Raw genomic sequence first — 11,654 nt, 5'->3', positions numbered from 1 at the left:
ATGCAGGCGGAGAGCGGGGACATGTTCCGGGGCCGGGATCTGATCTTCCGGCCCGACAATCCGCTGACCAGCACGGTCTTCGACATCGGTCCGACCGACGATGCCGACGACACAGCGCCGACCGTTCGACCGATCGCGCAGCCGGCGCGCCGCAAGCCGGCCAAGGCGACCCGCGAGCCGGTCGAGGATGACGGTTTTGATCAGACGGGCTGGTCCTGAGGTACAGGCAGGCGCAGATCCAGCTCCTGCGCAAGGTATGCCCATGCTTCGTCGGCGGTCTCGACGAACCGGAACAGCGAGAGGTCATCGAACGCGATCACGCCTTCTTCCGCCAGCGCCTCGAAGTTCACGATGCGGCGCCAGAATGCCTCGCCGAACAGCAGCACCGGCACCGGCTTGATCTTGCGGGTCTGGATCAGGGTGAGCACTTCGAACAGTTCGTCCAGGGTGCCGAAGCCGCCGGGGAACACGCACAGAGCCCGCGCGCGCATGAGGAAATGCATCTTGCGGATGGCGAAATAGTGGAACTGGAAGCTCAGCCCCGGCGTCACGAACATATTCGGCGCCTGCTCGTGCTCCAGAACGATGTTCAGACCGATGCTCGGGGCTCCGGCGTCAGCGGCGCCACGGTTGGCGGCTTCCATGATCGAGGGACCACCGCCCGAGGTCACGACGAAATTCCGCTCGTCCGGGACCGGCTGCACGATGCTTGAAATCCGCTCGGCGAGTCTGCGCGCCTCGACATAATAGTGCGACTTTTCCGCAAGGCGCGCTGCGACGGCGTGCTCCCGCTCGGAGTGCGCGGTGGCCGCGCGGGCATATGCGGTGCCTGGTTCGGGGATGCGGGCAGAGCCGTAGAACACGATGGTCGAGGCGATGTGATACTCCTGCAGCACGATCTCCGGCTTCAGCAGCTCCAGTTGCAGGCGCACGGGCCGAAGCTCGTCCCGCAGCATGAAATCGGCGTCCGTAAAGGCCAGGCGGTAGTGCGGGTGCAGCGTTTGCGGCGAGGGGTCACATGGCAGGAGAAGGCGGCATCCTGCTCGGCCGTCGGGAAGATTCGTTCGGTCCCATCCGGGTTGGTCATTACAGGCTCCGCTCGATTCTCTTAACGACACGCGTAACAATGGCTTGCTCGTGTCGCGAACCTGAAATCCAACCGGGCGTGACATTGGACACAACGGATATCAGGTTCGGGACGCGAGGTGTTGCGGCGTGAGGGTCTTCTTGCCCGCTCGCCGATGTCCCGGCATAGCATGCGTTCATGAAAAGTTTGGCAAATACGTCCGCCTTCGCATTTCGCGACTTTCGTTTCTACTGGTTCATGCGGCTGTGCAATACGCTCGCGATCCAGATGCTGAGCGTTGCGATCGGCTGGCAGGTCTACGATGTGGCGCGCCAGACCCGTTCGGTCGAGGAGTCGGCTTTCCTGCTCGGCATGATCGGCCTTGCGCAGTTTCTGCCGCTGTTTTGCTGACCCTGATCGCCGGCTATGCGGCGGACCGGCTGGATCGCCGCTGGATCGGCCGCGCCGCGATTGCGTTGGAGATTACGGGCGTGGCCCTGCTGCTGGTCGAATCGCTCAGCGCCTCGGTCAGCTTGCCGGTGGTGTTCGTGGTCGCTGCGATGCTCGGTGTCGCCCGCGCGCTGGCGGCCCGCGTTTCAGGCGCTGGCTCAATCTGGTCAGCAAGGAGGTGCTGCCCTCGGCGATCGCGCTCAGCTCGCTGGCCTGGCAGGGGCGAGCGTCGGCGGGCCGGCGCTGGGCGGCTATATCTATGTCGCCGGGCCGTCCGCTGCCTATGCCGCCTGCCTGGGGTTGCTCGTGCTGTCGCTCGGCTTCGCCTTCCTGATCCGCCCGGTTCCGCGGCCCCGGTCTCGGCGCTTTCGCCCTGGCAATCGGTCAAGGAAGGCCTGGCCTATGTGCGTACCAACCGGGTCGTCTTCGGGGCGGTGACGCTCGATCTGTTCGCGGTGCTGCTGGGCGGTGCGACGGCGCTGCTGCCGGTGTTCGCCCGCGACGTGCTGCATGTCGGGCCGGAGGGCCTTGGTCACCTGCGCGCGGCCCCGGCGGCGGGTGCGGTGGTGATCGCCATGCTGCTGGCGGTTCGGCCGCTGCGCCGGCATATGGGCCTCGTCATGTTCTGGAGCGTGGCCGCATTCGGAATGCTGACCGCGCTGTTCGGCTTGTCCACGAACTTTGGCGTGTCGCTCGGGCTGTTGGCCATGCTTGGCGCGGTCGATATGGTCAGCGTGTATGTTCGTCAGTCGATTGTGCAGATTTTCGTGCCCGATACGATGCGCGGCCGGGTGGCGTCGGTCAGCACGCTGTGTATTTCCGCGTCCAACGAACTCGGCGAGTTCGAATCGGGCGTTGCGGCGCGGTTTCTTGGCGCGGTCGGCGCTGTGGTGTTCGGCGGGGTTGGCGCGGTCTCGATCACGGCGCTTTGGGCCTGGCGCTTCCCGGAACTGCGGCGCACGGACCGGCTTGACTCGCCCCCGCATAGCGCAGGCTGCGCCCATTCACCACACAAGGCATGAGGACTCTTCCGATGAAAGCCCAATCCATTCTCGAGACGATCGGCAAGACGCCGCACATCCGCATGCGCCGGCTGTTCCCGGATCACGACGTGTGGATCAAGTCGGAGCGCAGCAACCCCGGTGGATCGATCAAGGACCGCATCGCGCTCGCCATGGTCGAGGCCGCCGAGGCTTCGGGGCAGCTTGCAGCCGGTGGGGTCATCGTCGAGCCGACGTCGGGCAACACCGGCATCGGTCTGGCGATGGTGGCGGCGGTCAAGGGGTACGACCTGATTCTGGTCATGCCGGAGTCGATGTCGATCGAGCGGCGGCGGCTGATGCTCGCCTATGGTGCCAGGTTTGTGCTGACCCCGCGGGAGAAGGGCATGAAGGGCGCTGTCGAGCGCGCGCAGGAGATCGTTGCCGCGACAGCGGGTGCCTGGATGCCGCAGCAGTTCGAGAACCCGGCGAACGTGGAGGTGCATGTCCGCACGACCGCGCAGGAAATTCTCGACGATTTCCCCGATGGTCTCGACGCCCTGGTGACCGGGGTCGGAACCGGCGGACATATCACCGGGGTCGCCCGCGTGCTCAAGGCGAAATTCCCGGCGCTCAAGGTGTTCGCCGTTGAGCCGGCGGCGTCGCCGGTCATCTCGGGCGGTCAGCCGGGGCCGCACCCGATCCAGGGGATCGGCGCCGGCTTCATCCCCGGCAACCTGGACACCCGGCTGCTGGACGCCGTCGTGACGGTCGAGGCCGACGCGGCCAAGGACATGGCGCGCCGCGCCGCCACGGCGGAGGGCATGTTGGTGGGAATTTCCTCTGGCGCTACGCTTGCCGCCATCGCGCAGACCTTGCCGAAGCTCGCAGCGGACAGCCGCGTTCTCGGGTTCAACTACGACACCGGCGAGCGCTATCTCTCGGTTCCCGACTTCCTGCCGAACGGGGATTAGGCTGAAGAGGTACGCTTTTGTAACAAGCGAGAAACAAACTTCCCGGAGCCACAAAAATTAATCATGTATCGTTGCGTCGAAGCTCTCTTCATTGGAAGATGCAGAGCGAATTGCGACTTTCTAGAGTCTACCCTGTTGGGGTTGAGACGCAGCCGTCATCGCCACGACTGCGCGCCAGCTTCGCGATGCCGACTCTAGTTGATACGGACTGACGCTAGAAAATCACAACACAAGTGGGTAAGCCCAAGTCGAGTTTTCATTATGCTGAAATTTATAAATACAGTGGGCCTTATCACCGGCGGTATCGCCATGATGATGCAAATCGCTCATCCCGTCTATGCGCAGAGTACGGAGAATGGGTTGAGTGAAAAGCCAGCCACAATTCCACGGTGCAGCAAGAAAATTGGGACGGTCTCGATCGTAGAGCCCGAGAACAAGTGGTGGAGCACGATGGCGGCAGGCCTAGGATCTCCAGAGGCGTTGATCCGTATCTTTATACTGCAGTCCGAATGTTTCACACTAGTTAGCACGAATCTTGCGCCCAATGCCGTACAGCCTTCCTCGACATTACAGAACGATGGTACCGAACATATTGATGTTCAAGATAAACCAGCAGAGTACTTTATTATTCCAGATATTGTTGGTAACAATGGGGCAGCGGTGGGGATAGCGGTGGGAACGGCGTGAGTAAAATCCTTACCCGTACATTGCTTTTCGGCGCAGTTGGCCTGGTGGGGAGTAGCTTTAACAACAAGAAATCTTCACGGAATATCATTCTCTATCTCAAGGATGCACAGACGTCAGAAGAGATTGCTGCGATTGAGGGCCATGCGCTGAAAAGCGACCTCACAGGAGCGGAGAGCGGCGACCTGTTCACAAGCGGGGTTCTCGTTGCAGGTGGCGCAAGCGGTTATGCGAAGACGAAGCCAGGCAAAGTGCTTGCGTTAGCTTATCTCCGTGCGTTTACCCAAATGGTCAACGAACTGGGAGCCTTGCCGCGCGGGAAATAGGCGGCATTTTTCGCGCACTCGTGTGGCCGGTTGGCCCGATCTATAGTATCGGGTGCGAATTGCCGTTCACGTACGGCAAAACAGCAGTAGGGAGCTTACGTGACACCATTTCTGAAAAATTGAGCCTGTTTGCCGCCAGTGCCGCCATGGCGCTGCAAGCCGTCAATCCGGTGCTGGCAAAGAGCGCGGAGGAAAAGCGCGACGAGAAGACGGCGGATATCCCGCGTTGCAGCAAGAAGATCGGCACGGCGTCGATCGTCGAACCAGAGAACCAGTGGTGGCGCGAGATCGAGGGCGGCCTTGGCTCGCCGGAAGCCTTGATCCGCATTTTCATCCGTCAATCCGGCTGTTTCACGCTGGTCAACCGTGGTCGCGGCTTCGATGCCGCGATGCAGGAACGCGACCTAGCATCCTCGGGCCAGCTGCGTGGCGGCTCCAACGTCGGCAAGGGTCAGATCAAGACCGCCGACTACATCATCGTTCCAGACATCGTCACTCGCAACAGCAACAAGGGTGGCACCAATGTCGGTGGGATCATCGGCGGCTTGTTCGGCGGTGCCGCTGGCGCGATCCTGGGTGGGATCAGTCTCAAGAAGCGCTCGGCCAACGTCATTCTGTACGTAACCGACACTCGATCCTCGGAGGAAGTGGCGGCCACGGAAGGCCGGGCGGAGAAGCGCGATCTCGGCTGGGGCGCTGGCGGCGGCCTGTTCGCCGGCGGTTTCCTGGTGCTGGCGGCGCCAGCGGCTATGCCAATACGGAAATCGGCCAGGTCGTGGCGCTCGCCTACCTCGACGCCTACACGAAGATGGTCGGTGAACTGGGCGGCTTGCCGGACAGCGCATCGGCGGCGAATGTCCAGCAGGCGGTTTCGCTCAAGAAGCCGGGCAAGCTCTACGCCGATTCGTCCATCAAGAGTAAAGTGATCGTGGCGCTGGATGTCGGTCAACTGCTGTACCCGACGGGCAACAAGACCGACCAGTTCTGGGAGGTCGAGGACGAGCTTGGCAACAAAGGCTGGGTTTCCATGGCGCTGATCGAGCTCGCCAAATAGGTCGTTAAGCATAAGCGGCGCGTAATCAAATAATTACACGTCGTTGTTCTCGGCTGACGCATAACCGTAATATTTATGGCGTAGGGATGTGGCTTCGTTCCGCCTTCGCAAAGGGGCTGTTGCGTGCCGCGCGCCGTTGTCACCGGGGCTTCAGGATTTCTGGGCCACCATATCGTACAGAGCCTGCTTCGGCGGGGTTGGTCGGTCACCGCCATCGTTCGGCAAGGCAGTTATGTCGCCGCCTTGCGCCGCTGGGGCGTGACACTGGCTGGTGCGGACTTCGCGCATAGCCGCTCCGTCTCTGTTGCGATGCCGCAGATGCCGGATGTGGTCATTCACGCCGCAGCCGAACCACCCAGTTCGCCTTTGAGTCCGGAGGTTCTGGAAAACCGCAATGTGGCCGCCACGCGCTCGGTTCTGGCGGCCGCTCAGATCGCTGACGCGGGACGCATCGTGCATGTGTCCGATTCCTGCGTTTATAACTGGTACGGAGTCGGCGAAGTCTGTGAGATGACCCCGCGTCTGCCCGATGCGCCGACCGGCTATATCCGCTCGAAGCTGCGCTGCGAGGAGCATGCCCGGCGCACCATGACGCGCGGGATGGATGTGGTGATCGTGCAGCCCAACCCGATGTTCGGGCCGTTCCAGACGCACGGTCTGGCGTATCAGGCTTTCGCCAGTGCGCTTGGACAGAAGGTGACCCCGATCTCGAATGCCGGCACGTGCCTTGCGCACCCGCAGGCTGTGGCGGACGCCATCGTGACCGCGGCTGAAAGCGGCGCTGCCGGGCAATCCTATCTCCTGGGCGGCGAGCCCATCGATTTCCGGACCTTTGCCGGCCTGATCGCGCAGGCCACCGGCGGCATAGCTGCCCGGGGTGCCGGCTGGCCGTACCTGCGCGAGGCGTCGGACGCCGTGCGCATCCTGGCGTCACGGGTCTCGAAAGCGCCGTTCTGCGCCAGCGTCGTCTGGCGGGAATGGCTTGAGCGCGCCCCTGGTTGACGACCGCCTGGCGCGTTCGGCCCTCTCCTACCGCCCGCTGCCGATGATGACTGCGGTCCGCGACATGGTTCACTGGATGCAGGCGCTTGGCATCCTGGAGCCGCTTGCCCGAGCGACACGGGCGGCTGAGCCCGATTTCCAGGCACCTTCGTTCGCGCCGGGCGCCGGCGCAGCGCCGGCGGTGGCGCGCCAGCACCTCAAGATCATCCGCAGCGACGCACAAATCCTGCACGAAGCCGCAGAGTGATTGCGGGCGCCTGAGCCGGCGCAGCGGCAGCATCTGGCAGGCGTCTTGCTGCGCGCGGATACACGCGATGTTAAGCACCTGTGTGATTAGTGAGAGCGCCAATCACCGGGGCGTTCGTTTGAGCCATTTAACCGCCGATATGGAGCTTGCCTCGGGACGCAGGTTCGCAGAGGCGACGCAAATCCACGCGCAGCCGGCGCTTGGGCAGGTTCTCAGCGTCTCTAACGGTGCGTGCCATTGCCGGCTGTCGGGAGACATGCAGGCTGCACGCGATACGGCCCACGTCGGCGCGCACCTGAAAATCCCTGTCGATGGACGCTGGCTCGTCGCCATGGTCTACGCAGTCAGGCCCGCGGACGGGCGCAGCCTTGATCTTGAGGCCGGGTTCCTGGGAGAGGCCGAAGCCGATGCACAGGGCGGGTTGCAGTCCTTCGTGCGCGGCATCTCCCGCTATCCAGCGCCTGATGAGCCCATCTACGCGGTCTCGCGGGAGGAGCTGGCGCTTGTTTACGGCGCGGGTCGCGCGAAAACGATAGATGTGGGTGCCGTACACCCGACGCACGATGTGCGGGCGCGCCTGAAGATCGACTCGCTGCTTGCCAAGCATTTCGCGATCCTTGGCTCCAGCGGCACGGGTAAGTCGACGACCACGGCGCTGGTGCTGCATCGCCTGCTGGATCAGCTACCGCATGCGCATATCCTCATGCTGGACCCGCATGGCGAATACAAACGCGCTTTCGGCGCGCGCGGCCACGCGCTGGACGTCTCGACGCTTGAACTGCCCTATTGGACCATGAACCTGCAGGAACATTGCGAGGTGCTGGTCTCGCGGGATGACGACAGCCCGGTACAGGCGGACATCCTCGCCCGGTGCCTGCTCACGGCGCGCTCCAAAGCCGCGCCGCGCTGGATGCCGGCCGGGTTATGGTCGACTCGCCGGTGCCCTATCTGATGTCCGATCTGCTGGCGGCGCTGCAGTCGATGATGGGCAAGCTTGATAAACCGGAGAAAGCCGCCCCGTTCCTCAAGCTGAAGGCGCGCATCGAGGAACTGAAGAGCGATCCGCGCTACGCCTTCATGTTCTCGGGTATGCTGGTGTCCGACTCGTTTGTCGAAGTGCTCAATCGCTTCTTTCGGCTGCGGGATGACGGCAAGCCGATCGCCATCGTCGATCTGTCCGGCGTGCCGTCCGATATCGTGAAGCTGGTGGTCGGCGTGCTGTGCCGACTCGCTTTCGATTTCGCGCAATGGTCGATGAACGTCGGCCGCCCGCCGCTGGTGATCGTCTGCGAGGAGGCGCACCGCTATGTCCCGGCGCTCCACCTGGACGAGAACAACGTGACCCGCGGCATCCTGGAACGGATCGCCAAGGAGGGCCGAAAATACGGGGTCTGCCTTGGCCTGGTGTCGCAGCGTCCGTCCGATCTTTCGGAGTCGGTGCTGTCGCAGTGCGGGACTGTGCTCTCGATGCGCATGAACAACGAACGCGACCAGAATTTCGTTCGCGCTGCCATGCCGGAAGGGGCAAGATCTTCCTCGACGCCATCGCGGCCCTGCGCAACCGGGAATGCATTGTCTCCGGAGAGGGCGTGGCCGTGCCGATGCGGGTGGCGCTCGATACTTTGGAACCCGAGCGGCGACCGACCTCGGATGACCCGATCTTTACCGAAACCTGGAGCCAGCCGGCGCAGCTCGATGGTGAGCTGATCGAAATCATCCGCCGCTGGCGCAGCCAGTCGCGCGAGTAGAGGCGGCTCTAAAAGCCGGCTGTCTGCGCGCGCACGGTCTGACCGGCCTTGTCGACAATGCGCAGGGTCAATTGTCGCGTCGCCCAATCGACATCGATCAGGCCGAAATTCTCCGGCCGGTAGCTGCGGCCAATCCGCTGCAGCACGGGCTCGTCCGGCAGGGTGTCATCCCCGAACGCCAGATTGAGGGACGAAGCCGTCAGTTCGAACAACGAATAGGGCACACCCTCCGTCTGGCGGTAGATGCCGCCCAGATGCCGGTCCCCGGACACCAGCACGACGCCCTTCGCGCCGGTGCGACCGATCAGGTCGTAGAGGCGCTGCCGTTCGCGCGGAAAATTGCCCCAGCGCTCGAAGTTGTGTCCGTCCGCCACGACCTGGATCGACGAGGCGATGACGCGCAGATCCGCCGGCTGGCGCAGCTGCGCCTCCAGCCAGGTCCATTGAGGGTCGCCAAGCATGGTCTTGGCCGGATCGTCATCGGGCAGGAAATTGCCAAGTAGCCGGCGCTCCCGACTGTAGGGCATGGCCTTGAGCGGGGAGCGGAAAAGCGGGTGTCGAGCAGGATCACCTGCACCCGCCGGCCTGGCGGACCGACCGTGAAACTGTCATACACGCCAGGGCGCGACCTGACCGTCCGTGACGCATTCCAGAATGTCTCGAACTGCGTCTCGGCATATTCCTTGAACGCGAAGTCGCCACCGCCGTCATTGGCGCCGTAATCATGGTCGTCCCAGATCGTCCGCATGGGGATGGCCGCGCGCGCCGATGCGAAGGCGGGGCTGGCGGCGAGTTTTGCATAGGCTGCACGCAGCTCCGGCTGGTCGGCCGCACCCGGGCGCCGACGTCACCGTAGACATTGTCGCCGATGAACAGGAACAGGCCGGCCCCCGACTGTGCAACCGTGGTCCAGATGTCGTCCGCAAGGTCCTGCTGGAAACAGGAGCCGACGCCGATGCGGGTCAATGGCGCATCCGGGTCCAGCGCCTTCGTTGGTGGCGCAACCGGGAGCGCTGCAGGCAGGCCGGCATAATAGGGGCGCAGCGCCGACTGCGGGTCCGCGACGGTCTGCATGCAGCCGCCGAGCAGAACAAGACACAGGAGCAGCGCAAGCCGGGACGTCATGAAGTAAGGCTATGAGTCGTGGCGGGGCAGTCAAGCCTCATGCGGGGCGAGCGTGGCGCGCCAGCGACGGACCAGCCGCCAGAACAGCCCGGAGCCGAGGCGGAACAGCCAGCCGTTCGCCCCCGACCAGGCCCATGCGCCGGATGCGCGCAGGATCATACGGATGGCGTTGTCGACATGCGGCCGGCGATAGAGGGTGATCGCCCGCCGCCAGTATTCGCGCCCGTAGTTGTGCGCGGCGTAATCGGCGGTCGGATCGTGCGGCAGTACGTTGGCGCAGAAGTAGGCGTAGCCCAGTTCGTCGTCGTCCGCCTCGTTGAAGCGGGTCAGCGCTACTTTCAGGCGTGCGAAGAAGCCGAGGTTGCGCCGATAGTCATAGTGTTCGGCGAAACGGGCGAACAGACGGTAATGAAAAACTCGTCGCTGGCGATGCGCCCGGCGACTTCGGTCAGCACCGGCTCCCGCGCCGCGTCGCGAATGGCGGAATAGAAGGACGATGTGCCGGTTTCGACCACCTGCCGGGCGATCAGTTCGCCGACCCGGCTGCCGCGGATCGAGTGTGCCAGTTCGACAGGGACATGATACAGCACGCGGAAACTGTGCAGCGCGGCCGCGAAGTCGAAGCTGGGGTCGGCGAGCTCTGCCCAGCGCCCAAGCGCTGCGCCATGCTGCTCTTCCTCGACGCCCCAATGTTGCGCAGCCGCCACGAACTCCGGATCGTCGGCAAAGACGTTGCAGAGATATGCCACATAATCGGCGGCGTTCGCTTCGATGAGAGCCGCCGCCTTCACCACGGCCAAAAGATCCGGGTCCACAAGCGTGGAGTCGAATCGGTGCCAGGCGACCGTATCAAGCGTCCAGCGGGAAGTCATTCATGTGTCCTGACGATGGGCCCCAATCAAGCAGCCGCCCGATCCACCCTCGGCCGCAATCGAGTATTAAGAAACCATGTACCGCCAAAACGACGCGGTGCAAGCTGCAATTCTGCATCAGTTGCGGCAGGGCGGGGCTGGCACGCGGCAGCGACCGAGGCGGTGCCTCAGTTCCGCAGTGCCGCCTGCATGGCCTCAAAGCGGGCGACCGCTTCGCTCAGATGGCCGTTCAGCGTCGGTGCGGGCGATGCGCTGTTGCTCGCGCGCTTCCGCCAGCGCCTGCGCAACGGCCTCCGCGTTCAGGTCCGCAACGGGTTGCGCCTGCTCGGCAAGGATGGTCAGCCCGCCGTCACCGATCTCGGCGAAACCGCCGTCGATGAAGATGCGCTCAGCCGGGCCACCGGCGTTTTCATAGATCGAGATCACGCCGGGCCGGATGGTCGACATGAACGGCGCATGGCCGGCCAGCACACCGAAGTCGCCGTCCTCACCCGGCACGACGACCATATGAACGTCGCGCGACGCGAGTTGGCGTTCAGGAGAAACAAGATTGAAATGAAGTTGAGCTGCCATGGGACCTGATCCTAGAGGAATTTCACAACGGCAATAATGAAGCCGGAGAAGGCAAGCATCGTCCCCACAAACCACATAAGTAACGTTGACTTTACGCCTTCAATTGCCGTTTTCAGCTCGGTGCGCACACTGGCGCTATCCGTCTTCAGTTCGAGCCGCAGCTCCTGGATATCGCTCTTCAGCTCGGCCCGCAGCTCCTGGATATCGCTCTTCAGCTCGGCTCGCAGCTCTTGGATATCGCTCTTCAGTTCAGCCCGCAGCTCCTGGATATCGCTCTTCAGCTCGGCCCGCACGTCCTGTATTTCCGCCTTCAGCTCGGCGCGAACCTCGTGCAGCTCGGCACGCAGCTCCTGGATATCGGCCTTCAGGTCTGCGCGGGTTTCGCTGAGATCGGCTTTGCTGGCGGCTCCTTCGGTCAAAGCACGACCGATGGCGAAGGCAATGGCCTCCGCCTGATCCTGGCCGAGATTGGCGGCGCGTAGGTCGCGCGCAAGAGCAAGGGTATCGACGCTCATTTGGCCAGTCTAACCCATTCCACACCGGACGAAAGCGG

At 63.5% G+C, this 11,654-nt stretch carries 18 protein-coding genes and 1 pseudogene; 12 read left to right on the top strand and 7 right to left on the bottom strand.

The window, feature by feature from the left end; genetic code table 11:
- The gene (locus E6W36_RS07095) at positions 1-219 is read left to right on the top strand and encodes a hypothetical protein (protein WP_222874184.1); all 219 of its coding nucleotides are present in this window, start codon (positions 1-3) and stop codon (positions 217-219) included.
- Here E6W36_RS07095 and E6W36_RS07090 read toward each other — a convergent pair.
- Positions 201-1,087: pseudogene (locus E6W36_RS07090) on the bottom strand (LOG family protein). The gene E6W36_RS07095 and the pseudogene E6W36_RS07090 overlap by 19 nt on opposite strands.
- A gap of 237 nt (positions 1,088-1,324) precedes the next feature.
- Between E6W36_RS07090 and E6W36_RS18365 the strand changes: the two are divergent.
- The 11 genes from E6W36_RS18365 to E6W36_RS20515 all read left to right on the top strand — a co-directional run bounded on the left by E6W36_RS18365 (position 1,325) and on the right by E6W36_RS20515 (position 8,490).
- A complete protein-coding gene (locus E6W36_RS18365) occupies positions 1,325-1,477 on the top strand; it encodes a hypothetical protein (RefSeq protein WP_246048213.1) in 153 nt (50 codons plus the stop codon).
- Positions 1,471-2,538: an MFS transporter gene (locus E6W36_RS07085; RefSeq protein ID WP_246048212.1), complete on the top strand. Its 1,068-nt coding sequence runs from the start codon at positions 1,471-1,473 to the stop codon at positions 2,536-2,538. The genes E6W36_RS18365 and E6W36_RS07085 overlap by 7 nt, the downstream gene beginning before the upstream one ends.
- A gap of 11 nt (positions 2,539-2,549) precedes the next feature.
- Positions 2,550-3,470 (top strand): cysteine synthase A, encoded by a 921-nt coding sequence (gene cysK, locus E6W36_RS07080; RefSeq protein ID WP_222874183.1) that lies wholly within the window; start codon positions 2,550-2,552, stop codon positions 3,468-3,470.
- Between the two features lie 261 nt (positions 3,471-3,731).
- Positions 3,732-4,157 carry a hypothetical protein gene (locus E6W36_RS07075; protein WP_222874182.1) on the top strand — a complete coding sequence of 142 codons (426 nt, stop codon included), beginning with the start codon at positions 3,732-3,734 and terminating at the stop codon, positions 4,155-4,157.
- On the top strand, positions 4,154-4,480 hold the full coding sequence (locus E6W36_RS07070; RefSeq protein WP_222874181.1) for a hypothetical protein: 327 nt from the start codon (positions 4,154-4,156) through the stop codon (positions 4,478-4,480). Before E6W36_RS07075 ends, E6W36_RS07070 begins: the two co-directional genes overlap by 4 nt.
- A gap of 146 nt (positions 4,481-4,626) precedes the next feature.
- A complete protein-coding gene (locus tag E6W36_RS07065; RefSeq protein ID WP_246048211.1) occupies positions 4,627-5,406 on the top strand; it encodes a CsgG/HfaB family protein in 780 nt (259 codons plus the stop codon).
- On the top strand, positions 5,403-5,534 hold the full coding sequence (locus E6W36_RS20525; RefSeq protein ID WP_281277486.1) for a hypothetical protein: 132 nt from the start codon (positions 5,403-5,405) through the stop codon (positions 5,532-5,534). Before E6W36_RS07065 ends, E6W36_RS20525 begins: the two co-directional genes overlap by 4 nt.
- A 123-nt stretch (positions 5,535-5,657) precedes the next feature.
- Positions 5,658-6,536, top strand: coding sequence for an NAD-dependent epimerase/dehydratase family protein (locus E6W36_RS07060; protein ID WP_222874180.1), 879 nt, complete (start codon positions 5,658-5,660; stop codon positions 6,534-6,536).
- Positions 6,517-6,783, top strand: coding sequence for a hypothetical protein (locus E6W36_RS07055; RefSeq protein WP_222874179.1), 267 nt, complete (start codon positions 6,517-6,519; stop codon positions 6,781-6,783). Before E6W36_RS07060 ends, E6W36_RS07055 begins: the two co-directional genes overlap by 20 nt.
- 139 nt (positions 6,784-6,922) lie before the next feature.
- Complete coding sequence (locus E6W36_RS20520) at positions 6,923-7,735, top strand: ATP-binding protein (RefSeq protein ID WP_281277485.1); 813 nt, start codon at positions 6,923-6,925, stop codon at positions 7,733-7,735.
- Positions 7,708-8,490: an ATP-binding protein gene (locus E6W36_RS20515; RefSeq protein ID WP_281277484.1), complete on the top strand. Its 783-nt coding sequence runs from the start codon at positions 7,708-7,710 to the stop codon at positions 8,488-8,490. The genes E6W36_RS20520 and E6W36_RS20515 overlap by 28 nt, the downstream gene beginning before the upstream one ends.
- A 49-nt stretch (positions 8,491-8,539) precedes the next feature.
- Here the strand turns inward: E6W36_RS20515 and E6W36_RS07045 are convergent, their stop codons facing one another.
- The 6 genes from E6W36_RS07045 to E6W36_RS07025 all read right to left on the bottom strand — a co-directional run bounded on the left by E6W36_RS07045 (position 8,540) and on the right by E6W36_RS07025 (position 11,616).
- Positions 8,540-9,058 (bottom strand): alkaline phosphatase D family protein, encoded by a 519-nt coding sequence (locus E6W36_RS07045; RefSeq protein WP_222874178.1) that lies wholly within the window; start codon positions 9,056-9,058, stop codon positions 8,540-8,542.
- 40 nt (positions 9,059-9,098) lie between these two features.
- Positions 9,099-9,656, bottom strand: a complete 558-nt coding sequence (locus tag E6W36_RS07040) for a hypothetical protein (RefSeq protein WP_222874177.1) — start codon at positions 9,654-9,656, stop codon at positions 9,099-9,101.
- A 30-nt stretch (positions 9,657-9,686) separates the two neighbouring features.
- Positions 9,687-9,815, bottom strand: coding sequence for a hypothetical protein (locus E6W36_RS20510; protein ID WP_281277483.1), 129 nt, complete (start codon positions 9,813-9,815; stop codon positions 9,687-9,689).
- 179 nt (positions 9,816-9,994) lie between these two features.
- Positions 9,995-10,528 carry a ferritin-like domain-containing protein gene (locus tag E6W36_RS07035; RefSeq protein WP_222874176.1) on the bottom strand — a complete coding sequence of 178 codons (534 nt, stop codon included), beginning with the start codon at positions 10,526-10,528 and terminating at the stop codon, positions 9,995-9,997.
- A gap of 195 nt (positions 10,529-10,723) precedes the next feature.
- A complete protein-coding gene (locus tag E6W36_RS07030) occupies positions 10,724-11,101 on the bottom strand; it encodes an ATP synthase F1 subunit epsilon (RefSeq protein ID WP_222874175.1) in 378 nt (125 codons plus the stop codon).
- Positions 11,102-11,112: 11 nt separating this feature from the next.
- Positions 11,113-11,616, bottom strand: a complete 504-nt coding sequence (locus tag E6W36_RS07025) for a coiled-coil domain-containing protein (RefSeq protein WP_222874174.1) — start codon at positions 11,614-11,616, stop codon at positions 11,113-11,115.
- Positions 11,617-11,654: the final 38 nt, after the last annotated feature.

The sequence above is a fragment of the Hankyongella ginsenosidimutans genome (genome assembly GCF_005144965.1).
Taxonomy (GTDB): domain Bacteria; phylum Pseudomonadota; class Alphaproteobacteria; order Sphingomonadales; family Sphingomonadaceae; genus Hankyongella; species Hankyongella ginsenosidimutans.
Note: the sequence above shows the minus strand (reverse complement) of the source record. Positions and strands in the feature narration are given on the sequence as shown.

Excerpts from the sequence above, each read along its gene's own strand:
- cysK (WP_222874183.1), top strand. The coding sequence starts at position 2,550 with ATGAAAGCCCAATCCATTCTCGAGACGATCGGCAAGACGCCGCACATC.
- E6W36_RS07065 (WP_246048211.1), top strand. The coding sequence starts at position 4,627 with ATGGCGCTGCAAGCCGTCAATCCGGTGCTGGCAAAGAGCGCGGAGGAA.
- E6W36_RS20510 (WP_281277483.1), bottom strand. The coding sequence starts at position 9,815 with ATGATCCTGCGCGCATCCGGCGCATGGGCCTGGTCGGGGGCGAACGGC.
- E6W36_RS07045 (WP_222874178.1), bottom strand. The coding sequence starts at position 9,058 with ATGCCCTACAGTCGGGAGCGCCGGCTACTTGGCAATTTCCTGCCCGAT.
- E6W36_RS07025 (WP_222874174.1), bottom strand. The coding sequence starts at position 11,616 with ATGAGCGTCGATACCCTTGCTCTTGCGCGCGACCTACGCGCCGCCAAT.
- E6W36_RS20515 (WP_281277484.1), top strand. The coding sequence starts at position 7,708 with ATGGTCGACTCGCCGGTGCCCTATCTGATGTCCGATCTGCTGGCGGCG.
- E6W36_RS07030 (WP_222874175.1), bottom strand. The coding sequence starts at position 11,101 with ATGGCAGCTCAACTTCATTTCAATCTTGTTTCTCCTGAACGCCAACTC.
- E6W36_RS20520 (WP_281277485.1), top strand. The coding sequence starts at position 6,923 with ATGGAGCTTGCCTCGGGACGCAGGTTCGCAGAGGCGACGCAAATCCAC.
- E6W36_RS07075 (WP_222874182.1), top strand. The coding sequence starts at position 3,732 with ATGCTGAAATTTATAAATACAGTGGGCCTTATCACCGGCGGTATCGCC.
- E6W36_RS07035 (WP_222874176.1), bottom strand. The coding sequence starts at position 10,528 with ATGACTTCCCGCTGGACGCTTGATACGGTCGCCTGGCACCGATTCGAC.
- E6W36_RS07095 (WP_222874184.1), top strand. The coding sequence starts at position 1 with ATGCAGGCGGAGAGCGGGGACATGTTCCGGGGCCGGGATCTGATCTTC.
- E6W36_RS18365 (WP_246048213.1), top strand. The coding sequence starts at position 1,325 with ATGCGGCTGTGCAATACGCTCGCGATCCAGATGCTGAGCGTTGCGATC.
- E6W36_RS07040 (WP_222874177.1), bottom strand. The coding sequence starts at position 9,656 with ATGACGTCCCGGCTTGCGCTGCTCCTGTGTCTTGTTCTGCTCGGCGGC.